Consider the following 22387-nt stretch of genomic DNA (forward strand, 5'->3'; position numbering starts at 1 on the left):
GAGTCTAGGCGGGCTCAGAAAACCGTTCCGACGTCGCGGACGACGATGTCGTCGAGGGCGCGTTCGACGACCGCGGCGATCGTCATCGACGGGTTGCACGCGGCGGTGTTGCCCGGCATGAGGGCGCCGTCGAGCACGTACAGCCCGCGCTGGCCGAACACTCGGCCCTCGAGATCGCACACCGTGCCCATGCTCGCGCCGCCGAGCGGATGCCAGGTCGACGGGACGATCGAGTTGGTGTCGGTGAGGATGCTGCGTTCGCCGGCGATGCGGCGCACGGTGGGGTCGATGTGACTCGTCTGCAGCACCGAGTCCCCTTCGTGCGGCCAGCGCAGGACGGCGTCGTCGCGAGCGGCGTCGTAGACGAAGTGCCCGCGACCCGCACTGACGCCGTAGCCCACCAGTACGGTGCTGCGCATGTCGATCCCGTAGAAGCCGGGGATGGAGGCCTGGACGACGGTGTACGCGGAGTTCGGGTCGTCCCAGTTCTTGCTGCCGTAGACGACGGGGCCGCCCTGCACCGCGCCGAACTCCTCCTCGAGGTTCGTCCAGAGGTAGATGCGGTCGGCGTTCGAACCCCAGCCCCGGCCGACGCCGTCGGGCAGGTCGGAGATCAGATCCTTCGCGGCGGCCTTCATCAGCAGCCGGGTGGTGTTCATGGTGCCCGCGGACAGCACCAGCGCGTCGGTGGTGAGGATCTTGTTCTCGACGACGGCACCGGAGGTGTCGATGTGGTCTACGTGCACCGTCCACCGGCCGTCCTTGCGACGCTCGATGTCGGTGACCTCGTGCTGCGTCGCGACGGTCACCAGACCGGTGGCCTCGGCCTCCGCGATGTAGGTGACGTCGACGGAGTGCTTGCCGCCGTTGTTGACACCCATCGCGCCCGACCCGTCGGTGTAGGCCGGGGCCATCTCGCCGCGGAGTTCGGCGAGCGCGTAGTTCCAGTCGATCGGCATCGGGATCTTGTCGATCGGGAGGCCGGCCTTCCGCACACGGTCGGCGAAGATGCGTGAGGTCGCGTAGTTGGGGCTGTCGACGAGTTCGTCGGGCGCCACGGCCAGGCGCAGCATCTGTGCGACGCGCGGGTAGTGGACACGGTCCATGCGCGTCCAGTCGAGTTCGTTCGGGAAGTTGGCGTTGAACACCGCTTCCTCGGGTTGCAACGTCATGCCCTGGTAGACGAGCGATCCGCCACCGACACCGGCGGCGCACAGGGCCGTCATGTTCTCGCCGACGCACGCCTCGACCAGACCGGTGTAGGGCTCGAAGGCGAGGTGGCGGCCGAACACCTCGGGGTTCGACCGGTGCCACAGGAACCGCTTGTCGGGGTTGTCGACGCGGGGGAAGGTGTTCGCGTTCGGTCCGGTGGGCCACCGGATGCCGCGCTCGAGCATGTGCACGCGTACGCCGGCCCGGGCCAGCCGCAGGGCGGTCACACCACCGCCGAAACCGGTGCCGATGACGACCACGCGGTGTTCCTCGTGGGTGAGCGGCACGTTGTTCACGCGGGCGGGGATGCCGGGCGCTGCGTGGGCACCCGCGGTGCCGGTGAGGGCGAGTCCGGCGGCCGCGGCCGCTCCCGTCAGGAAGGAACGACGCGTGACATGCTGCACTCTCTACCCCCGATGTCTGTGACGTCCCGTTACCGGAACAATCCGGGGAATCTAGGCAGGCATCGCGGAGCGCGTCAAGATCACATCCCGCTGGTCGCGGAGTCAGGCGGTCGCGGCGACCCGTCCGGACCCGCGCCGGTTGCGAGCGGTGCCGATCACGCGGCAGATCATGTAGATGACGAACGCGATCGTCGTGATGAACGCCGAGACCGGCACGCCCGGTGCCAGGGCGAGCAGGATGCCGCCGACCGCCGAGATCTCCGCGAAGACCACCGACAGCACCGTGGCGGCGAGCGGCCCGCTGACCACCCGGGCGGCCGCGGCGGCCGGGGTGATGAGCAGCGCCATCACCAGCAGCGCGCCGACGATCTGCACACCGAGTGCGGCGGTGACGCCGACGAGCACCGCGAACACGATCGACAACGCGCGTACCGGGACGCCGCGTGCAGCCGCGACCTCTGGGTCGGTGCTGGCGAACAGGAGCGGACGGTAGATCACCAGCAGCGTGAGGATGACGACGGCAGCGCACCCGGCGAGCAGAGCGATGCCGGTACCACCGGGCGCCACGATCTGGCCGGTGAGCAACGAGAAGGCGGCACCGGTACGCCCGTCGTAGGCCCACAGCAGCAGAACGGCGAGACCGAGGCCGAAGGCCATCACCACGCCGATGACGGAGTCGCGTTCGCGGGCACGTGTTCCCAGGACCCCGAAGAGGATCGCGGCGATCACGGCACCCGCGACCGCACCGATCCCGACGGAGACCCCGATGATGAGCGCCGCCGCGGCACCGGTGAGCGACAGTTCGGAGGTGCCGTGCACGGAGAACGCCATCTGACGGCTGATGATCAGCGGGCCGATCACGCCGGCGAGCAGGCCGAGGATCGCACCGGCGACGAGCGCCTGCTGCACGAAATCGTACTGCAGGAGTTCGACGGTGGTCTCCACGTCGAACATCCGCCCGAGGGCGTCGCTGAACTTGCTGCTCATTCGTGGTCCTCGTGATCGTGGTGGACGCCTTCCCCGGGGCGCAGTCCGCCTGCGCTGCCGAGCGCGTCGATTGCGTCGCCGGTGCCGACGACGACCAGGCGGCCGCGCATCTCGAGCACCTCGACGTCGGTGCGGTAGAGCTCGGAGAGCACCTGCGAGGTCATCACCTCGGCGGGGGTGCCGATGCGGAACTGGCCGTCGACGAGGTACAGCACGCGATCCACCAGCGGCAGGATCGGGTTGATCTCGTGGGTGACGAAGAGGACGGAGGTGTCGTGGTCGCGGCGGCGCCGGTCGATCAGCGCCGACACCAGGTGCTGGTTGGCGAGATCGAGACTGAGCAACGGCTCGTCGCACAGGAGTACGCGCGGATCTCCCACGAGAGCCTGCGCGATGCGCAGCCGCTGCTGCTCACCGCCGGAGAGCGTGCCGATCGGGGCTCCCGCATAGGTCTCGGCGCCGACCTGGGCGAGTGCGTCGTCGACCGCGATGCGGCGCCGTCGGCGCGTGCGCAGGCCGGTGCCCCAGCGGTGTCCGTCCATGCCGAGGCCGACGAGATCGCGTCCCCGCAGCGGGACGCCCTCGTCGAGGGACTTCTGCTGCGGCACGTAGCCGACGTGGGAGTTCCCGGTCCGGATGGGTTGCCCGGCGATCGTCGCGGATCCGGAGGTGAGCGGGAGCTGACCGAGCAGCACCTTGAGCAGCGACGTCTTGCCGGCACCGTTCGGTCCGAGGACGGCCAGGAACTCGCCGGGTTCGACGACGAGGTCGAGCCCCTCCCAGAGGACGCGATCGCCGAACGACAGCCGGGCATCGCGGAGTTCGACGGTGGGTGTGCGGTCGGATGGAGGAGGTGTCACCGAAGTCCGTGTTCTCGATCGGATGGTCAGGAAGCGGTCTCGAGCGCGGCGGCGAGGGTCTCGGCGGTCCGGGCCTGCCACTGAATGTAGTCGACACCTTCGGGCAGGGTTTCGAAAACCTCGACCACGGGGATGCCCGACGACTCTGCTGCCGTGCGCATCTCGCGGCTGATCCGGTCCTCGGTCTGCGGGTTGTAGATCAGGACGCGAACCTGCTTGTCGACCAACAACTGCCGTGTCGCCGCGATCGACGCCGGGGACGGATCGGTGCCGTTCTCGATGGCGTTGGTGAAGTCCGGGGGAGTGACGTCGTCGAGCATCGCGGCCGCGACGAGGTAATGGCCGATCGTCTCGGTCTGGGCGACGGGTGCATCGCGGTGCGTGTCGGCGAGCGTGTCGACGACATCCGCGACGTAGTGCAGGTTCTCGTGGAAGGCCGCGGCGTTGGCCTCGTAGACGGCGGCACCGTCGGGATCGAGTCCGGTGAGTTGCTCGGCGACGGCGTGCGCGACGGCGTCGGCGGTCGCGAGGTCGTACCAGACGTGCTCGTTGATGCCGCCGTGGTCGTGACCCTCGTGCGAGTGCCCGTCGCCGGCGACGTCGGCATCGGACGCCTCACCGCTGTCGTGTGAGTGGTCCTCGGAAGCGGTTGTCTCCGAAGTGCTCTCGGCGGCGTCATCGGAGCCGTCCTCGTCGCCGTGATCGTGCCCGGCGTGCAGATCCGAGTACGCGCCGGATTCGAACAGGGCGAAGGCCTCCACGACCGCGGGCCTGTCCCCGGTGGCGTCCAGGATGTCGTCGACGAAGTGGTCGTAGCCACCGCCGTTGTAGACGACGAGCGAGGCGTCGGAGATCGCCGCGGCGTCGAGGGGGCTGGCCTCGTAGGAATGCGGGTCGGCGTTCGGTTCGGTGATGAGCGAGCGGACCTCGACGCGGTCTCCGGCGACGGCCTGCGCGATCGACCCCCACACGTTCGTGGAGGCGACGACGCTGATCTCGTCATCGTCGGCGGCGCCGGAGGTACCGGTGCCGCACGCGGCGAGTGCGGTCGCGCAGGCTACGGCGGCGGCTGCGAGGGCCGTGCGGGAGGACAGTCGCACAGTTCTTCTCCTGAGGATCGGCGGTCTTCGACGAACGGGGTCCGGAACGACCGAGCGACCGACCCAAACGTTATTGGTAACCGTTACCGTTCCACTTTAGCGGACGGCGCCGAGCCCTCCTACCGTCCCTGGGTGGTCGTGACCATGGACACAGGACTACGGTCCTCTCATGTCCAGGTCTCGTCAGCCGCGCCGACAGGCGACCCTGGCGTCGATTGCCGCCGAGTTGAAGATCTCCCGCACCACGGTCTCGAACGCGTACAACCGCCCCGACCAGTTGTCCGCCGAGCTACGCGAACGCGTCCTCGAAGTCGCAAAACGACGCGGATATGCCGGCCCGGATCCGATGGCGCGGTCGCTGCGCACCCGCAAGGCGGGAGCCGTGGGGGTCCTGCTCACCGAAGCGTTGAGCTACTCCTTCCGGGATCCCGCCGCCATGAGCTTCCTGTCGGGACTGTCCGAGGCCTGCGAAGCGGCCGGACAGGGACTGCTGCTCATCCCCGCCGGACCGGGCCGGACCGACGACGAGGCCGCACAGGTCGTGCACCGCTCGTCCGTCGACGGGTTCGTCGTCTACTCGGTCCCCGCCGAGGACCCCTATCTCGCGGCCGTGCTCGAACGGCACCTCCCGGTCGTCGCGTGCGACCAGCCGCGCGGTCTCGAGAACACCCCCGTGGTGGGCATCGACGACCGGCGGGCGATGCGCGATCTCGCCGCCCACCTCATCGAACTCGGCCACCGCCAGATCGGCATGCTGTCGATGCGCCTCGGCCGCGAACGGCACGACGGGGTCGTCGACCTGTCGACCCTCGAATCCGGTGCCTTCCACGTGCAGCGCGAACGCATCCGCGGCGTCCAGGACGCCATGAGCGCTGCAGGTCTGGCCCCCGAAACGCTCACCGTCGTCGAGCGCTACACCCACACCGCGGAGGACGGCCTGTCCGCCGCGGCACAGATCATGCGCGTCAACCCGCGGATCACCGCACTCGTGTGCACCACCGACGTGCTCGCGCTCGGTGCCCTCGCCTGGGCCAACCAGATGGGTCTCGACGTGCCCGGGCACCTGTCGATCACCGGCTTCGACGGCATCGACGAAGCGATCCGCGAAGGTCTCACGACCGTGCGCCAACCGCAGAAGGACAAGGGGAGGCGTGCCGGCGAACTGCTCCTCGCCGCCCCCTCGCACTCCGGCGTGCCCGCGCTCGAGACCCTGGGAACCCAACTGTGGTTCGGTGCCACCTCGGGCCGGGTCGAGAGCGAGTGGTACGCCGAGTGACCGGGCGGCCCCGCTCCTAGGTCAGCGCTGCCGGTCGCCCATGGCCTTCGCGCCCGACAGCAGTTGTGCGCAGCGCAGCAGACCGATGTGGCTGTACGCCTGCGGGTGGTTGCCCAGCGCACGCTCCGCGACGGGGTCGTACTCCTCGCTGAGCAGGCCGGTCGGTCCGGCCGCCGCGACCAGCTGCGCGAACAGGGCCTCGGCGTCGTTGCGCTGCCCGATCAGCAGGTAGGCCGCGACGAGCCACGCCGCGCACAGGTGGAAGCCGCCTTCGGCGCCCGGCAGACCGTCGTCGCTGTGGTAGCGGTAGACGGTCGCGCCGCTGCGCAGCTCCCGTTCGGTGGCCTGCACGGTCGCGCGGAACCGTTCGTCCTGCGGGTCGACGAGTCCGGTGAGGCCGATGAACAGGGTGGCCGCGTCGAGATCGGTGCCGTCGTAGGCCGAGGTGAACGACTGGACCTCGTCGTTCCAGCCCTTCTCGGTGACCTCCTCGGCGATCTCGTCGCGCAGCGCCGCCCAGCCCTCGCCGGCGGTCCGGCCGAACTTCTCGGCGAGCGTCAGTGCCCGGTCGACGGTCAGCCACCCCATGACCTTCGAGTACACGTGGTGGCGGGGTGCGTGGCGGATCTCCCAGATGCCGTGGTCCGGTTCGAACCAGCGCCGTTCGACCGCGGTGACCATCGAGCAGACGAGCTCCCAGTCCCGGTCGGTGAGGGCACGGTCGTGGGACACGCCGCGCGCCTCGCGGCTGTGCGCGAGGTCGGCGATCAGGTCGACGATCGGGCCGAAGACGTCGAGCTGCACCTGCTGGTTCGCCGCGTTGCCGACCCGCACGGGCCGCGAACCGGCGTATCCGGGAAGCGAGTCGATCACGGCCTCGGGCGGCAGCGGTCCGCCGGCGAGCGTGTACAGCGGGTGCAGACGTTCGGGGCCCGGCACGGTCTCGAGGACGCGGTGGACCCAGTCGAGATAGTTCTCGGCCTCCTCGAGGGATCCGACCCGCACGAGCGCCTGCGCCGTGAGCGCGGCGTCGCGCAGCCAGCAGTAGCGGTAGTCCCAGTTGCGGACACCGCCGATCTCCTCGGGGAGCGAGGTGGTCGCCGCGGCGAGGATCGAGCCCGTCGGACCGTGGACCAGCCCGCGCAGGGTGAGCGCCGAACGCTTCACGAGATCGGGCTTGAGCGGCGGCAGCTCGAGCTGGGACGCCCACGTGTGCCAGTATGCCTCGGACTGTGCCCGGCGCTCGACCTCCGGCACCGGGTGCTCATCGAGATCATCGGTGCCGCACCGGAGTTCGAGAATGATGTCGTTCTCGGTGGGGTCGACCACGGCGTGGGCCGTCTGGTGCACGCCGTCCGTCGTGATGTCCCACCGCACGCCGGGGGAGCGCAGGACGTAGGGCTCGTTGAAGCCCATGACGCGGATGCCGTCGTCCTCGACCTCGAGGGTGACCTGGCCCTGTCCGAACTCCGGTCGCGGGGCGAAGGTCACCACCGCGCTCGCGCGCCCGGTGATCACGCGCGTGAGGTCGGTACGGCCGGCCTCGACGTCGTGCGGGAGGTAGTCGATCACCGCGAGCGACGCCCACCGGGTCACCACCGTCATCGTCGAGTCGACGTAGCGCTGGCTGAGCGGCAGTGCCTGGCGGGTCGGGCCGATGGTGAAGTGACCGGCTGCGTCACCGCCGAGGAGATGGGCGAACACCGCCGCGGAATCGGGTTCGGGGTGGCACAGCCAGGTGATCGTGCCGTCGGGGGTGACGAGTGCCTTCGCGCGGGGACTCGCGAGCATGGTCAGGCGTTCGATCGGCGCGACGTGGGCGCCGGACAACCAGGTGCGACGTTCCTCGAGCAGGAACGCGAGTGCGGCGATGACCTCTTCGCTGGTGCGGACGCGGTACTCGGCGGCGGTGTCGCCGTCGCCGATCTTCACTCCGACGTCCGGGCCCTGCAGCGAACGGAAGGCCTTCTCGTCGGTCACGTCGTCGCCGAAGAAGACCGCCGCGCTGGCGGCTTCCTGGTGGCGGATGACGTCGAGCGCCTTGCCCTTGTCGGTGGGCACCACGGACAGCTCGATGACGGCCTTGCCTTCGGTGACCTGCACACCGGGCCGGAGCGCGAGGCCGCTGCGCACGAGATCGAGGGCCTGCTCGGCATCGGCGGGAGAGGCGTTGCGCACGTGCAGCGCGGCGCTCGCGGGCTTGGCCTCCACCTGCACGCCGTCGAACCGGGATGCCACCGAGTCCAGTCCCTCGACGATCGTGGCGAGGAGGTCCCTCGCGTCGGGATCGATCTCGTGGACGAATCCGATGTCGAACTCGGAGCCGTGGCTGCCGACGAGTTTGACCTCGACCGGCAGGCGCGACAGGGCGGCGAGATCCTTGAGAGCGCGTCCCGAGATGACGGCAGCCGACGTCGACGGCAGAGCGGCGAGGCCCCGCAGCGCCCGCACCGCATCGTCGTGCGGATAGGCCTTCTCGGGGTCGCTCACGATGGGGGAGATGGTGCCGTCGTAGTCGGTCGCCACGAGCAGACGGGGCGTCCGCGCGACAGCCACCAGAGCACGTCGAAGGTCAATCGGAAGATCGTGGGCACTCACCTGCTCCACGTTAGGTCAGAGCGGGGCACGACACCGACCCGGTGGGTATTCCGACCACGTGTTTCCGGTTACAGAAAGCGGCGGATCGGACGTCATGCGTCCGGCGCGAGCCCCGTCAGGCGTCCGGCGCGAGCGCCGTCATGCGTCCGACCCGACCGTCTTCGGCACGCGCGAGCCGTCGCCGAGCAGCAGATCCACGGTCAGTTCGAGTCGGCGGGCGACATCGGTGGCCGACGAACGGCGCGTGAGCCAGGCGACGAGATTCGACAGCCACACGTCGCTGATGACGCGTGCGATGGCGAGTTCTTCCTCGGTGGGCTCGCCGTCGTTCATCGCCCGTGCGAACAGTCGGTCCATGAGGGTGCCCACCTGGTCGACCTCGGCGGCGGCGGAGGCGTCGGCGAACATGAACGCCCGTGTCATGGCCTCGGTGAGCAGGGGGTCGCGCTGCATGGCCTTGGTGATCAGGCCCAGGATGAGGTGCATGCGCTCGAGGGGGCTGTGGCCGGGTGGGATCCGGCCCTTGCCTTCGATGCGGGCGAATTCACGGCCGAGGGCGGAGACCAGCAGGTGGACCTTGGACGGGAAGTACCGGTAGAGGGTGCCGACCGCGACGTCCGCGCGTTCTGCCACCGCCCGCATCTGCACGGCCTCGTAACCACCCTTCGACGCGAGCGCCAGGGTGGCGTCGAGAATCCGCTTGCGCCGTTCCTTCTGGGCATTGGAACTGAGATCGTCCTCGGTGAGGGCGGTCAGAGTTCCGTGTCCGTTGGCACGGGAGCGGGACGGGGTGGCCATAGATTCGTTTCCTCACGCCTTGACTCTGAATCGGTGTCATATTAGAACACGTTCTAGCAATGATGTCATTCGGAAGGGCGGAAACCGCTGTGAGTATCGCCACGACCGAGGAGCAGCGGGCCGTCCAGGCGTCTGTCCAGGCCTGGTCACGTGCCGTAGACCCCATGTCGACGATACGTCGCGCAGGTGATGCGACGTGGCGCGACGGCTGGTCCTCCCTCGCAGAACTCGGAATCTTCGGTGTTGCCGTCCCGGAGGAGGCGGGCGGCCTCGGCGCGACCGCCGTGGATCTGGCCGTCATGCTCGAGCAGGCCGCCCACGAACTCGCGCCGGGTCCGGTCCTGACCACCGCCGTGGCGGCCCTCGTGTTCGGCCGTGCCGGTGAGACCGTCGCCAAGACGGCGGAGCGACTCGCCGAGGGTGAGGTCCCCACCGCACTCGCTCTCGACTCCGGCGTGACCGTGGAGCCGGCGGGTGACGGAGTCCTGCTGCGCGGTGAGGCCGGGCCGGCCGTGGGTGCCGAAGCCGGGGTCGCCGTGCTCGTCCGTGTCGCGGGGGAAGGTGATCCGGCCGTCGAGAGCTGGGCGCTCGTCGAGGCGGACGATCCGGGTCTGCACATCGAACCGCTCGAGACCATCGACGCCTCCCGCGCGGTGGCCCGCGTCCGCCTCGACGGCGCGACGGTTCCGGCCGATCGCGTCGCGACCCTCCCTGCCGGTTTCGTGCGCGACCTGACCGCCGGTCTCGCCGCCGCGGAACTGGCCGGTCTCGCGGGCTGGGCGCTGACCACCGCCGTCGAGTACGCGAAGATCCGCGAGCAGTTCGGAAAACCGATCGGTTCGTTCCAGGCCGTCAAGCACATCTGTGCCGAAATGCTCTGCCGCACCGAGAAGATCCGGGCCATGGCCTGGGATGCTGCGGTCACCGTCGACGCGCAGCCCGACGAACTGCCGATCGCCGCGGCTGCCGCCGTGGCGGTCGCACTCGATGCCGCGGTGCAGACCGCCAAGGATGCGATCCAGGTGCTCGGCGGCATCGGGTTCACGTGGGAACACGACGCGCACTTCTATCTTCGCCGTGCGGTCGCCACCCGCCAGGTGCTCGGTGGTTCGACCGTGTGGCGTTCGCGGCTGACGACCCTGGTCCGCGCAGGCGCACGTCGTCACCTCGGTATCGACCTGTCCGATCACGAGGAGGAGCGCGCACGGATCCGTGCGGAGGTCGAGAAGATCGCCGCCGCACCGGAATCCGAGCGCCGTGTCGCCCTCGCCGAGTCGGGTCTGCTCGCGCCGCACTGGCCGCAGCCGTACGGTCGCGGAGCCGGTGCCGCCGAACAGCTCGTCGTCCAGGAGGAGCTCGCCGCCGCCGGTATCGAACGTCCCGATCTCGTGATCGGCTGGTGGGCGGTTCCGACTATCCTCGAACACGGAACACCCGAGCAGATCGAGCGTTTCGTGATGCCCACCCTGCGCGGCGATGTGGTGTGGTGCCAGCTCTTCTCCGAGCCCGGCGCCGGCTCGGACCTCGCGGCGCTGCGCACGAGCGCGGAGAAGGCCGACGGCGGATGGGTGCTGCGCGGGCAGAAGGTGTGGACCTCCCTCGCGCAGCAGGCGGACTGGGCGATCTGCCTCGCCCGCACCGACCGCGACGTCCCCAAGCACAAGGGCATCACCTATTTCCTCGTCGACATGAAGTCGGCGGGCATCACGATCTCGCCGTTGCGCGAGATCACCGGCGACGCGTTGTTCAACGAGGTCTTCCTCGATTCGGTCTTCGTGCCGGACGACTGCGTGGTCGGCAATCTCGGTGACGGCTGGAAGCTGGCCCGCACGACTCTCGCCAACGAGCGTGTCGCGATGGGCGGCAAGTCGTCGCTGGGGCCGCGCATCGAGGAACTGCTCGAACTGTCGACCCCCGGTGATCCCGTCGCCGAGGACCGCATCGCGACGCAGATCGGGGAGGCGACCGTCGGTTCGCTCCTGGATCTGCGGGCGACCCTCGCGCAGCTCGAAGGTCAGGATCCGGGCGCCGCGTCCAGCGTCCGCAAGCTCATCGGTGTGCGGCAGCGGCAGGACACCGCCGAGCTCGCCATGGATCTCGCGGGCGAGGCCGGCTGGGTGGAAGGTCCGCTCACCCGGGAGTTCCTCAATACCCGGTGCCTGACGATCGCCGGCGGGACCGAGCAGATCCTGCTCACCGTGGCGGCCGAGCGGCTGCTGGGCCTGCCGCGGGGTTGAGCGGTCCTTCCGCGGGGCGCCCGGGAGTGCTACAACTAGAACACGTTCTATTCGAAGGTGGGTGACGGTGGACTTCGCACGTGACGAGACACAGGAGGAGATCGCCGGTGTGGCGGCCGGTCTCCTGAAACGCGGCCTCACCGACGACGCATTGTGGGCCGCGCTGGCCGACGCCGACCTGCTCTCGCTCGCCCTGCCGGAGCGTCTCGGCGGGTCGGGTCTCGGGCTCGGCGAAGTCGCCACCGTGCTCACCGAGATCGGACGCGGAGCCGCGCAGACCCCGGCCCTGGCCAGCCTCGGCCTGGGCGTGCTGCCCGTCCTCGCGCTCGCCTCCGAGCAGCAGCAGGACGACCTGCTCGCCGGTGTCCCCGAAGGGGCCGTGCTCACGGCCGCGCTCGGCGAACCGGGGCGCGCCTTCCCGGAGCAACCGGCCGCCACGGCGGTCGCCACCGACGGGGGTCACGCGGTCACCGGTTCGTTCGTCGCCGTGCCCTACGCCGACCGGGCGCGTGTGGTGCTGCTGCCCACCGACGCGGGCGTGGTCGCGGTGGCTCCCGATGCCGATGGTGTGACCCTGCGTCCGAGCCCCACCTCCACCGGCTCTCCCGAGTTCTCGGTGCGCGCCGACGGCGCCGTGGGTGTCCTGCTCGCCGAATCCGGCGCCGACGCCGTGGCGACACTCCATCGGATCGCGCTCGCCGCCGTGGCGGCCTTCGCGGACGGACTGCTCTCCGGGGCAACCGAACTCACGGCGAAGCACGTCAGCGAGCGGCACCAGTTCGGCAAGCCGCTCGCGACCTTCCAGGCAGTCGCGCAGCAGATCGCCGACGTCTACGTCACCGCCCGCACCCTGCACGTCGCGGCGTTGTCGTCGGTCTGGCGTCTGGCCGAAGGTCTCGACGCCGCGGACGATCTCGACGTCACCGCCTACTGGATCGCCGCCGAACTGCCACCGGCCATGCGGGTGCTGCACCATCTGCACGGCGGCGTGGGTGTGGACGAGACCTATCCGCTGCACAAGTACTCGTCGACCGCCAAGGACCTCGCCCGGTTGCTCGGCGGCGCCTCGTACCGACTCGACCTCGTGGGGGCCCGGTGTTCATCGATCTGACCGACGACCAGCGCGCACTGCAGGCCGAACTGCGGCGCTACTTCAGCAGCCTCGTCTCACCCGAGGAGGCCGCGATCATGCGCACGGAGCGGCACGGCCCCACCTATCGCGAGGTCGTGCGTCGCATGGGCAAGGACGGCTGGCTCGGCGTCGGCTGGCCCGTCGAGTTCGGCGGCCGCGGCTTCGGCGACGTGGAGCAGCAGATCTTCGCCAACGAGGCCGTTCGCGCCGATGTCCCGCTGCCGAGCGTCACCCTGCAGACCGTCGGCCCGACCCTGCAGGTCTACGGCACCGACGAGCAGAAGCGGAAGTTCCTGCCCGCCATCCTCGCCGGCGAGGTGCACTTCGCGATCGGCTACTCCGAACCGGAGGCGGGCACCGACCTCGCGGCCCTGCGCACCACCGCGGTCCGCGACGGCGACCACTACATCGTCAACGGGCAGAAGATCTTCACCACCGGTGGGCACGACGCCGACTACATCTGGCTCGCCGTCCGCACCGGCCCCGCCGACTCGCGTCACCGCGGCATCTCCGTGCTCATCGTCGACACGAAGGATCCCGGTTTCAGCTGGACCCCGATCATCACGTGCGACGGTGCCCACCACGTCAACGCCACCTACTACAGCGACGTGCGCGTACCCGTCGAGATGCTGGTCGGCGAGGAGAACAAGGGCTGGAAGCTCATCACCACCCAGCTCAACCACGAACGCGTCATGCTCGGCCCGGCCGGTCGCGTCGCCGGTATCTACGACCGGCTCGTCGAGTGGGTCAGCGCCCACGAACTCCAGGACCGCCCCGAGGTGCGACGCGCACTCGGTGAGATCCACGCGACCTGGCGGCTCAACGAACTCCTCAACTGGCAGGTCGCGGCGAGCAGCAACGACGCCGTCGACATCGCCGACGCCTCGGCGACCAAGGTGTTCGCCACCGAGCGGATCCAGCGGGTCGGTCGCCTCGCCGAGGAGATCGTCGGTGCCTTCGGCGATCCGGCCGACGACGACACCGCCGAACTGCTCCGCTGGCTCGACATGATGGCCAAACGCAATGTCGTCATCACCTTCGGCGGTGGCGTCAACGAGGTGATGCGCGAACTGATCGCCACCGCCGGTCTGGGCATGCCGCGGGTCCCGCGGTGAGGCAGGAGAATTCGGTGACACGAGATGTTCGGGGGAAGACCCCCGAGGAGATCCTGCAGGCGGCCGAGAGGGTCCGCGGCGACGGCCCGTCCGCGCCGCGACCCGGCCGTGATCCGGTGAACATGCCGATGATCCGCAACTGGCTCGAGGCGATCGGCGACGACAATCCGATCTACACCGACGAGACCGCGGCGATCGCCGCCGGTCACGGCGGTCTCGTGGCCCCGCCCGCGATGGCGCAGGTATGGACGATGCGCGGCCTCGGCGCCGAGCGCGAGAAGGACGACCCGCTCGGCCGGATGACGCAGATCCTCGACGACGCCGGGTACACCTCGGTGGTCGCCACCAACTGCGACCAGATCTACCACCGCTACCTGCGTCACGGCGAGCAGGTGACGATCGAATCCACCCTCGAGGACGTCGTGGGCCCGAAGCGGACCGGACTCGGAGAGGGATGGTTCTTCACCACCCGCAACCTGTGGAAGGTCGGCGACGAGGTCGTCGCCGAGATGCTCTTCCGCATCCTGAAGTTCGCGCCGCCGTCGAAGGACGAGCGCGCGGAGACGTCGGAGGACCGGCCCACATCCGCGGTACCCGACGATCTCGACCCCACGCGGATGCTCCGCCCGTCCGTCTCCCGCGACACGCAGTTCTTCTGGGACGGTGTGGCCGCCCACGAACTGCGCGTCCAGCGACGCCCCGACGGCACCCTGCAGCACCCACCCGTCCCGGCGCTGTGGCTCGAGAAGTCGGAGACCACCGACTACGTCGTGTCCTCCGGTCGCGGAACGGTGTTCAGCTTCGTCGTCCACCACGCACCCAAGGTGCCGGGGCGACAGGTGCCCTTCGTCGTCGCGCTCGTCGAACTCGACGAGGGTGTCCGGATGCTCGGTGAACTCCGCGACGTCGATCCCGGGCAGGTACGCATCGGGATGCCGGTCGAGGTCACCTTCCTCGATTTCCCCGGTGACGACGAGACCGGTGGGCAGCCGTGGACGCTGTACGCCTGGAAGCCCCTCGAGGAGGACGTGTGAGCACCCCGACCGTCACGACGGGCGAGAGCCTGCCCTCCCTCGAGATCCACGCCGATCCCACCTTCATCGTGTCGACGGCTCTGGCCACCCGCGACTTCCAGGACGTGCACCACGATCGCGACAAGGCTCAGCAGCGCGGATCGAAGGACATCTTCGTCAACATCCTCACCGACACGGGCCTCGTGCAGCGCTACGTCACCGACTGGGCCGGCCCCCGCGCGGTGGTGAAGTCGATCTCGCTGAGACTGGGGGTGCCCTGGTACGCCTACGACACCCTGACCCTCTCGGGCACCGTCGCGTCCGTCGAGGACGGATTGGTCACCGTCGACATCACCGGTACCAACAGACTGGGTGAACACATCACGGCCACAGCAACTTTCGTGATCGGAGGCACCGCATGAGCGGCCTGTCGGGTGCAGCGGCGATCGTCGGGATCGGTGCGACCGACTTCTCGAAGGACTCCGGCCGCAGCGAACTCCGCCTCGCCGCCGAAGCGGTGCGCGCCGCCCTCGACGACGCGGGGCTGACCCCGGCCGACGTCGACGGTCTGGTCTCGTTCACGATGGACACCAACACCGAAGTGGCCGTGGCTCGTTCGGTGGGGATCCCGCACCTGAAGTTCTTCTCCCGCATCCACTACGGCGGCGGTGCGGCGTGCGCGACGGTGCAGCAGGCGGCGATGGCCGTCGCGACCGGCGTGGCCGACGTGGTGGTCGCGTACCGGGCGTTCAACGAGCGGTCCGGCGCGCGGTACGGACAGGTCAACACTGCCCTTGCCGCACAGGTGAATTCGTCGGGAACCGACAACGCGTTCTCCTACCCGCACGGACTGAGCACACCGGCCTCGTTCGTCGCGATGGTCGCGCAACGCTACATGCACGTCTCCGGTGCGACGAGCGCCGACTTCGGCGCCGTGGCGGTCGCGGATCGGGCGCACGCCGCCACCAACCCGAAGGCGTTCTTCCACGGCAAGCCGATCACGCTCGAGGACCACCAGAACTCGCGGTGGATCGCCGAGCCGCTGCACCTGCTCGACTGCTGCCAGGAATCGGACGGCGGCGTCGCGATCGTCGTCACCAGCGCCGAGCGGGCGAAGGACCTGAAGCAGACCCCGGCGGTGATCGCGGCCGCGGCGCAGGGGAGCGGACCCGATCAGTACATCATGACCAGCTACTACCGGGACGGGCTCACAGGCCTGCCGGAGATGGGCATCGTCGGCGACCAGTTGTGGGAGCAGGCGGGCATCGGGCCGCAGGACATCGCCACGGCCGTGCTCTACGACCACTTCACCCCGTACGTGCTCATGCAGCTCGAAGAACTCGGTTTCTGCGGCCGCGGCGAGGCCAAGGACTTCGTCGCCGACGGCATCCAGGTGGGCGGACGGCTACCGATCAACACGCACGGCGGTCAGCTGGGCGAGGCCTACATCCACGGCATGAACGGCATCGCGGAGGGCGTACGGCAGATCCGGGGCACGGCCGTCAACCAGGTCGACGACGTCGACCACGTCCTGGTCACGGCAGGAACGGGAGTTCCGACCTCGGGTCTGGTGCTGTCGCGGTCCTGACACCGTTCCCCTCCCACGGCGGGGCGGGCGTGCCTACGATGAGGGCTCATACTCCGGTGGGATCCCTGTGGGAGGACCCGTGTCGGTCACGGACGGACATGTCGTGCACCCGACCCGCGAACAGCGGGTCCAGAACGGTCTCGCCGCTCGCAGGGTCACTCCCGTCGAGTCGCTGGCCGAGCTCGGGGAGTTGTCCCGGGATCCGATCGCCCTGCTCGAGAGTCAGGCGCAGACCCGCGTCCCGCAGCTCGTCCCGGTCCGGTACGGACGCATGGCGACGTCGGCGTTCGCGTTCTTCCGCGGTGCTGCGCTGGTGATGGCCGACGATCTGTCGCGAACCCCGAACAGCGGTCTGCACACCCAACTGTGCGGCGACGCCCACGCGAGCAATTTCGGTCTGTTCGCGACCCCCGAACGCAGAACGGCCTTCGACGTCAACGACTTCGACGAAACCTATCCGGGGCCGTTCGAATGGGACGTCAAGCGCCTGGTCGCGAGCCTCGAGATCGCCGGTCGCGACAACGGGTTCACCGCGAAGGAACGCCGGAAGATCACCCGGGCGTGTGCGGCGGAATACCGCGAAACCATGTGCAGACAGGCGCAACTCGGGAACATGGCCGTGCGCTACGCGCATCTCGATCCGACCGCGGAGATGGCGGAGCTCGGCGGGAAGCTCAGCGCTCGGATGGAGAAGCGCACCCGCAAAGCGCTCGAGAAGGCCTCGCGCCGCGACAGTCTCCAGGCACTGGAGAAGCTGACCACCATCATCGACGGTCACCGCCGGATCATCAGCGATCCGCCGCTCATCGTGCCTGTCGAAGAGGTCTTCGCCGACCTCGACGCCGAGGCGATCTACGACGAGTTGTACGGCCGTGTCCGTGCGTACCGGGCGACGCTGCAGTGGGACCGCCGGGTCCTTCTCGAACAGTTCGAGCTGGTCCAGGCCGCGCGGAAGGTCGTCGGAGTGGGCAGCGTCGGCACGCGGGCGTGGATCCTCCTGCTGCGCGGTGCGGACGACGACGATCCGCTGTTCCTGCAGGCGAAGGAGGCGCAGCGTTCGGTGCTGTCGTACTACGTCGACGGTCCGGCCTTCCGGAACGAGGGCGAACGCGTCGTGAACGGTCAGCGGCTGATGCAGTCGGCGAGCGACATCTTCCTCGGCTGGCAGCAGGGCGCCGGAGCCGACGGCGTGAACCGGGACTTCTACATCCGTCAGCTCCGCGACGGCAAGGGTTCGGCGGTAATCGAGGAGATGGCGCCCAAGGGCATGAAGCTCTACGGCCGACTCTGCGGCCGGGTGCTCGCCTACGCCCACGCCCGGGCCGGCGACCGGATCGCGGTGGCTGCCTATCTCGGCACGGACGAGGAGTTCGACGAGGCGCTCTCGTCGTTCGCGGTGTCCTACGCCGACCGCAACGAGCGCGACCTGCAGGCGCTGCACGACGCCGTCGAACAGGGACGAGTGAAGGTCCGGACCGGACTCTGATCCCCGTTCGTGTCCCGGACACGTCCGCTGTCCGGGACTCACTCACCTGTCTTCTCCCTCGGCGCGGTACAAGGGAGGCGATCACGCGCCGACGGAAGGACGTCATGATGGGTTTCGAGGGCAGGGTCGCATTCGTGACGGGAGCGGCGCGGGGCCAAGGACGCTCGCACGCCGTCGCATTCGCCGAAGCAGGGGCCGACGTGGTCGTCTGCGACCGGTGCTCCGACTCACCGGTGGTGGGATATCCGCTGGCGACAAAGGAGGACCTCGCGGAGACGGTGCGACTCGTCGAGGCGACCGGTCGCCGAGTCGTCTCCGCGACACTCGACACCGCCGACCGTCCGGCGATGGACGCTCTGGTCGCCCGTGCCCACGCCGAACTCGGACGGATCGACATCGCGGTCGCCAATGCCGGGGTGTCGGTGGCGGCACCGGTGCACCGCATGCCGCAACAGATGTGGGACGAAGCGATCGCGTCCAATCTCACCGGGGTGTTCAACACCGTCGCCGCGGTCGCGCCCGGGATGATCGAGCGCGGCTACGGACGCATCGTCACGGTGTCGTCGATGCTCGGCCGAGCGGGCAACACCAACATGGCCGCATATGCGGCGTCGAAATGGGGCGTGATCGGCCTGACGAAGAGCGCGGCCCTGGACCTCGCGCAGAACGGCATCACCGTCAACGCCGTCGCCCCGGGCAACATTTCCACGCCGATGATCCACAACGACGCGCTCTACGGGATGCTGCGGCCCGACCTCGAACATCCGACCGCCGACGATGTCGCCCCGGTGTTCACCTCCCTGCACGCACAACCGGTGCCGTGGCTCGACCCGGCCGAGATCACCCGTGCGGTCCTGTTCTTCGCCGACGAGGCGTCCGCACACATCTCCGGCACCGTGCTGCCGATCGATGCCGGCAACGCCGCCCGGGTGACGGGCTGAGCGATCCGCCCGGCGGAGCGATGAGAAAACCCGTCGAATCGTGTCGGTCTCTTCGTGCACACTGTGCTCACCACCACAGTCAGGGAGAAACTCATGGCCGACGCCATAGTTGCAGAAGGACTGATCAAGACATACGGGAAGGTCAGAGCGCTCGACGGGGTCGATCTGCGGGTACCGGAGGGGACGGTCACCGCACTGCTCGGTCCCAACGGCGCCGGTAAGACCACCACGGTGCGGGTGCTGACGACACTGCTCGTCCCCGATGCCGGTCGCGCCGAAGTGGCGGGATACGACGTCCTCACCGAAGCGCGGGAACTCCGTTCCCGGATCGGAGCGTCGGGGCAGTACGCGGCGGTCGACGAATATCTCACGGGCTTCGAGAACCTCGAGATGGTCGGCCGGCTGTACCACCTCGGCGTCAAACGGAGTCGCCTCCGGGCACGCGAGCTCCTCGAACAGTTCGATCTCGAGGAAGCGGGCGATCGCCCGGTGAAGGGTTATTCGGGCGGTATGCGACGCCGCCTCGACCTCGCCGGTGCGCTCGTTGCCGATCCTCCGGTGCTGTTCCTCGACGAACCCACGACGGGTCTCGATCCGCGGGCCCGCCTCGGGTTGTGGGACGTCATCGACACCCTCGTGCAGCGCGGCACCACGCTGCTGCTCACGACGCAGTACATGGACGAGGCCGAACGCCTCGCCGACGACATCGTCGTGATCGATCGGGGCACGGTCATCGCCCGCGGCACGGCCGACGAGCTCAAGAGCCGCGTCGGTGGCGAACGCATCGAACTCGCCGTGACCGACACCGACCAGCGTGAGCGGGCGGTCCACGAGCTCGAATCGGTGGCATCCGGGGAGATCAGGGTCGAACGCAGCACCGGTCGCATCACGGTGCCGGTCAGCGGCGACTCGGGCGGCGGAGCCGACGGGCTCGTGACGGCGCTGGGGAAGCTGTCGGCCGCGGGCATCCGGGTCTCCGACGTCGCTCTGCGGAAACCGACCCTCGACGACGTGTTCCTCACGCTCACCGGTCGCGGGACGGACGAGAAGGTCGAGGAGGCGGTGTCGTGAACACACTCGAGATGGTCGCATCCGACGGCCTGACCATCGCCAAGCGCAACATGATCAAGATCAAGCGTGTGCCGGATCTGCTGGTGTTCACGACGCTGTCGCCGATCATGTTCGTGCTGTTGTTCGCCTACGTCTTCGGCAGTGCGATCGACGTTCCCGGCGTCTCGTACCGGGAGTTCCTCATCGCAGGCATCTTCACCCAGACGGTCATCTTCGGGTCCACGTGGACGGGCCTCGGGATGGTCGAAGACCTGCAGAAGGGCATCATCGACCGGTTCCGGTCGCTGCCGATGGCCCCGTCCGCGGTGCTCATCGGCCGTACCAGCACCGACGTGCTGATCAACGTGCTCAGTCTCGTGGTGATGTCGTTGACCGGTCTGCTCGTGGGGTGGCGGATCAACACGTCGCTCGGCGAGGCGCTCGCCGGCTACCTGTTGCTGTTGTTGTTCGCCTACGCCCTGTCGTGGGTGATGGCCGTGATCGGCATGTGGATCCGCACACCCGAGGTCTTCAACAACGCGAGCTTCATGGTGATCTTCCCGTTGTCGTTCATCGCGAACACGTTCGTCGATCCGTCGTCGATGCCGACGGTGCTGCGCGTCATCGCCGAATGGAATCCCATCTCGGCGGTCACGCAGGCGGTCCGCGAACTGTTCGGCAACACCAATCCCATGGTGCCACCACCCGACGTATGGCCCCTGCAGAATCCGATCCTCGCGTCGCTGCTGTGGACGGCTCTGATGCTGATCGTGTTCGTGCCGTTCGCGATTCGCAGGTATCAGAAGGCCGTCAGCCGCTGACCGACAACGTCCGCCCGGCGAGCGGCGTCACCCCGGGTAGGGCGCGTACCGACGCTGACGCAACAGCGTCGCCAGGTGCACGGCATTGCGGGCGACCGATTCGGTGGTCGAGCGCACCGCTTCGGGGATCTCGTCGAGATCCTTGAAGTCGGTGCCCGACATCGCCTCGCCGTTCCAGTAGGTCGAGCCCTGGGCGGGGATCGAGAAACCGATGTCGTTGAGGCTCTGGAACAGGTCGGCGACGATCTTGTGCGCGCCGTCCTCGTTGCCGACGACCGCGGCGATCCCGACCTTGCCCACCATGCGCGGCCTGTTCTCGTCGTCGGTGTTCGACAATTCGGCATCGAGCCGCTCGAGGACGCGCTGGGCGACGCTCGACATGTGTCCCACCCAGGTCGGTGTGGCGACGAGCAGGATGTCGGCCGAGGCGATGCGCTCGACGATCTCCGGCCATTGATCACCGTCGCCCATGTCGGCCTCGACGCCGGGCCTGACGTCGAAGTCGACGACCCGGACGGTTTCGACGCTGACGTCGTGCTTCGACAGTGCGCCGAACACGTGCGCCACCATCTTGTCGGTGCTGGACTCGGCGGGGGACGGCTTGAGCGTGCAGTTCAGGGCCACGGCGTGCAGTGCTGTCATGTGCCGGGGATACCCGAGTCACGCCACGACAATCGGCTGCAGCACGAGAATCGGCCACAGCACGACGATCAGCGACCGCGTGCGGCAGCCCACCCGTCGATCGCCGCCGAGAACTCGAACGAGGTGGGCAGCAGGGCCACCTGATCGGCGGGGCCGGGCTGCAGCGGTCCGAGCTCCTCGAGGCTGTGGTTCGCGGTGGTGAAGTGCTCGAACTGCAGGTCGGTGTGGGAGAGGGCGTTCCGCAGCGGCTCGACCTGCGCGCAGCTGATGTTCAGGTCCTTGTCGGAGCAGGTGAGCAGCACCGGGGTGTCGGCCGCCAGTTCTGCGGCGAGTTCGACCGGATCGAGCTTGTCGGATTCGAAGAGGAACTTGGCGTTCGCGGGGTTCATTCCGAACTGCGCGAGGACCGGGTGCAGGTCGGTGGGGAAGGCCCCGGTCGTCCGCAGCGACTCGACGGCACGCGACAGGTCGGCCCGGACCGCCTCACCGTCGGGGCCGAGCTGTCCGGAATCCACCACGGCATTCAGCTGGGCCGACAGGAGGTCCAGATAGCGCATCGGCAGCGGAGCGAGGAATGCGAAACCGTCTCCGATGCCGCGATCGGCCAGCGCGAGCGCGGTCAGTGCACCCTCGCTGTGTCCGAGGACGAGGATCTCCTCGGGGGAGACTCCGGTGCGTTCGGCGAGCAGGCGCACCGCAGCTTCGGCGTGGTCGACCTGCTCGGTGAAGCCGTACTCGCCGACGGTCTCGACGGTGTAGGACCCGAGACCCGTCTCGCCGGCCCCGATCTTGTCGAAGCGCAGGCTCGCGATGCCGTGGGCGGCGAGTGCGTCCGCGGTACGCACCAGGGTGTCGGCCGCGACGCCGGGCTGGTTGCCGTTGCGATCGGTGGGGCCGCTGCCCGGGAGCAGCAGTGCGGCGGCGACCGCTGCTCCGTCCGGGTTGCGGAGACTGCCGTGGAAGGTGGTGCCGTCGGCCTCGAAGGTCACCGGGGCGTCGCTGCCGTTGGACACGGCGACCGAACCCGTGTCGGGAAGGGCCACCGCGGTTCCCGCGAGTGTCACGCCTCCCGCGAGAACCAGCACGGGCACAGCAGCAGCACCGATCCACCTTCGCACGTTCCGCAT

General features: G+C 69.0%; 19 protein-coding genes. 11 read left to right on the forward strand and 8 right to left on the reverse strand.

Annotated features, from left to right (window positions below):
• Positions 1-14: 14 nt before the first annotated feature.
• From U9J23_RS02590 to U9J23_RS02605, 4 genes are all read right to left on the reverse strand, one after another.
• A complete protein-coding gene (locus U9J23_RS02590) occupies positions 15-1616 on the reverse strand; it encodes a GMC oxidoreductase (protein WP_059382575.1) in 1602 nt (533 codons plus the stop codon).
• A gap of 102 nt (positions 1617-1718) precedes the next feature.
• Positions 1719-2603, reverse strand: coding sequence for a metal ABC transporter permease (locus U9J23_RS02595; RefSeq protein ID WP_059382574.1), 885 nt, complete (start codon positions 2601-2603; stop codon positions 1719-1721).
• Positions 2600-3463 carry a metal ABC transporter ATP-binding protein gene (locus U9J23_RS02600; RefSeq protein WP_229579874.1) on the reverse strand — a complete coding sequence of 288 codons (864 nt, stop codon included), beginning with the start codon at positions 3461-3463 and terminating at the stop codon, positions 2600-2602. Before U9J23_RS02600 ends, U9J23_RS02595 begins: the two co-directional genes overlap by 4 nt.
• Positions 3464-3489: 26 nt before the next feature.
• Entirely contained in the window at positions 3490-4563 is a 1074-nt protein-coding gene (locus U9J23_RS02605; RefSeq protein WP_106200701.1) for a metal ABC transporter solute-binding protein, Zn/Mn family, read from the reverse strand.
• A gap of 169 nt (positions 4564-4732) precedes the next feature.
• Between U9J23_RS02605 and U9J23_RS02610 the strand changes: the two genes are divergently transcribed.
• A complete protein-coding gene (locus tag U9J23_RS02610) occupies positions 4733-5839 on the forward strand; it encodes a LacI family DNA-binding transcriptional regulator (RefSeq protein ID WP_059382571.1) in 1107 nt (368 codons plus the stop codon).
• Positions 5840-5860: 21 nt separating this feature from the next.
• Here U9J23_RS02610 and otsB read toward each other — a convergent pair whose 3' ends face one another.
• Both otsB and kstR read right to left on the reverse strand, forming a co-directional pair.
• Complete coding sequence (gene otsB / locus U9J23_RS02615; RefSeq protein WP_059382636.1) at positions 5861-8437, reverse strand: trehalose-phosphatase; 2577 nt, start codon at positions 8435-8437, stop codon at positions 5861-5863.
• A gap of 138 nt (positions 8438-8575) precedes the next feature.
• Positions 8576-9235 (reverse strand): cholesterol catabolism transcriptional regulator KstR, encoded by a 660-nt coding sequence (gene kstR, locus U9J23_RS02620; protein ID WP_059382570.1) that lies wholly within the window; start codon positions 9233-9235, stop codon positions 8576-8578.
• 89 nt (positions 9236-9324) lie between these two features.
• On the opposite strand from kstR, the gene U9J23_RS02625 reads away from it, so the two are divergent.
• From U9J23_RS02625 to U9J23_RS02670, 10 genes are all read left to right on the forward strand, one after another.
• The gene (locus U9J23_RS02625) at positions 9325-11472 is read left to right on the forward strand and encodes an acyl-CoA dehydrogenase (RefSeq protein ID WP_326601246.1); all 2148 of its coding nucleotides are present in this window, start codon (positions 9325-9327) and stop codon (positions 11470-11472) included.
• 67 nt (positions 11473-11539) lie between these two features.
• Positions 11540-12583 carry an acyl-CoA dehydrogenase family protein gene (locus tag U9J23_RS02630; RefSeq protein ID WP_326601247.1) on the forward strand — a complete coding sequence of 348 codons (1044 nt, stop codon included), beginning with the start codon at positions 11540-11542 and terminating at the stop codon, positions 12581-12583.
• Positions 12568-13719 carry an acyl-CoA dehydrogenase family protein gene (locus U9J23_RS02635; protein ID WP_059382567.1) on the forward strand — a complete coding sequence of 384 codons (1152 nt, stop codon included), beginning with the start codon at positions 12568-12570 and terminating at the stop codon, positions 13717-13719. The genes U9J23_RS02630 and U9J23_RS02635 overlap by 16 nt, the downstream gene beginning before the upstream one ends.
• 14 nt (positions 13720-13733) lie before the next feature.
• Positions 13734-14753 (forward strand): bifunctional MaoC family dehydratase N-terminal/OB-fold nucleic acid binding domain-containing protein, encoded by a 1020-nt coding sequence (locus U9J23_RS02640; RefSeq protein ID WP_059382635.1) that lies wholly within the window; start codon positions 13734-13736, stop codon positions 14751-14753.
• Positions 14750-15154, forward strand: coding sequence for a MaoC family dehydratase (locus U9J23_RS02645; protein WP_059382566.1), 405 nt, complete (start codon positions 14750-14752; stop codon positions 15152-15154). The genes U9J23_RS02640 and U9J23_RS02645 overlap by 4 nt, the downstream gene beginning before the upstream one ends.
• On the forward strand, positions 15151-16320 hold the full coding sequence (locus U9J23_RS02650; RefSeq protein ID WP_085469452.1) for a lipid-transfer protein: 1170 nt from the start codon (positions 15151-15153) through the stop codon (positions 16318-16320). Before U9J23_RS02645 ends, U9J23_RS02650 begins: the two co-directional genes overlap by 4 nt.
• A 79-nt stretch (positions 16321-16399) precedes the next feature.
• Positions 16400-17806 (forward strand): DUF2252 domain-containing protein, encoded by a 1407-nt coding sequence (locus U9J23_RS02655; RefSeq protein ID WP_059382634.1) that lies wholly within the window; start codon positions 16400-16402, stop codon positions 17804-17806.
• Positions 17807-17910: 104 nt separating this feature from the next.
• On the forward strand, positions 17911-18747 hold the full coding sequence (locus tag U9J23_RS02660; RefSeq protein WP_174479626.1) for a mycofactocin-coupled SDR family oxidoreductase: 837 nt from the start codon (positions 17911-17913) through the stop codon (positions 18745-18747).
• Positions 18748-18840: 93 nt separating this feature from the next.
• Positions 18841-19818 (forward strand): ATP-binding cassette domain-containing protein, encoded by a 978-nt coding sequence (locus tag U9J23_RS02665; protein WP_059382633.1) that lies wholly within the window; start codon positions 18841-18843, stop codon positions 19816-19818.
• An 11-nt stretch (positions 19819-19829) separates the two neighbouring features.
• Entirely contained in the window at positions 19830-20618 is a 789-nt protein-coding gene (locus U9J23_RS02670; RefSeq protein WP_189637532.1) for an ABC transporter permease, read from the forward strand.
• 27 nt (positions 20619-20645) lie between these two features.
• Here U9J23_RS02670 and U9J23_RS02675 read toward each other — a convergent pair whose 3' ends face one another.
• On the reverse strand, positions 20646-21260 hold the full coding sequence (locus U9J23_RS02675) for a flavodoxin family protein (protein ID WP_059382562.1): 615 nt from the start codon (positions 21258-21260) through the stop codon (positions 20646-20648).
• Positions 21261-21328: 68 nt separating this feature from the next.
• Positions 21329-22387, reverse strand: coding sequence for an alpha/beta hydrolase family protein (locus U9J23_RS02680; RefSeq protein ID WP_272267050.1), 1059 nt, complete (start codon positions 22385-22387; stop codon positions 21329-21331).

This window comes from Rhodococcus sp. PD04, from assembly GCF_035918275.1.
In the GTDB taxonomy this organism is placed as follows: Bacteria; Actinomycetota; Actinomycetes; order Mycobacteriales; family Mycobacteriaceae; genus Rhodococcus; species Rhodococcus rhodochrous.

Excerpts from the sequence above, each read along its gene's own strand:
- U9J23_RS02595 (WP_059382574.1), bottom strand. The coding sequence starts at position 2,603 with ATGAGCAGCAAGTTCAGCGACGCCCTCGGGCGGATGTTCGACGTGGAG.
- U9J23_RS02610 (WP_059382571.1), top strand. The coding sequence starts at position 4,733 with ATGTCCAGGTCTCGTCAGCCGCGCCGACAGGCGACCCTGGCGTCGATT.
- kstR (WP_059382570.1), bottom strand. The coding sequence starts at position 9,235 with ATGGCCACCCCGTCCCGCTCCCGTGCCAACGGACACGGAACTCTGACC.
- U9J23_RS02650 (WP_085469452.1), top strand. The coding sequence starts at position 15,151 with ATGAGCGGCCTGTCGGGTGCAGCGGCGATCGTCGGGATCGGTGCGACC.
- U9J23_RS02660 (WP_174479626.1), top strand. The coding sequence starts at position 17,911 with ATGATGGGTTTCGAGGGCAGGGTCGCATTCGTGACGGGAGCGGCGCGG.
- U9J23_RS02665 (WP_059382633.1), top strand. The coding sequence starts at position 18,841 with ATGGCCGACGCCATAGTTGCAGAAGGACTGATCAAGACATACGGGAAG.
- U9J23_RS02670 (WP_189637532.1), top strand. The coding sequence starts at position 19,830 with ATGGTCGCATCCGACGGCCTGACCATCGCCAAGCGCAACATGATCAAG.
- U9J23_RS02675 (WP_059382562.1), bottom strand. The coding sequence starts at position 21,260 with ATGACAGCACTGCACGCCGTGGCCCTGAACTGCACGCTCAAGCCGTCC.
- U9J23_RS02680 (WP_272267050.1), bottom strand. The coding sequence starts at position 22,387 with ATGCGGAACGTGCGAAGGTGGATCGGTGCTGCTGCTGTGCCCGTGCTG.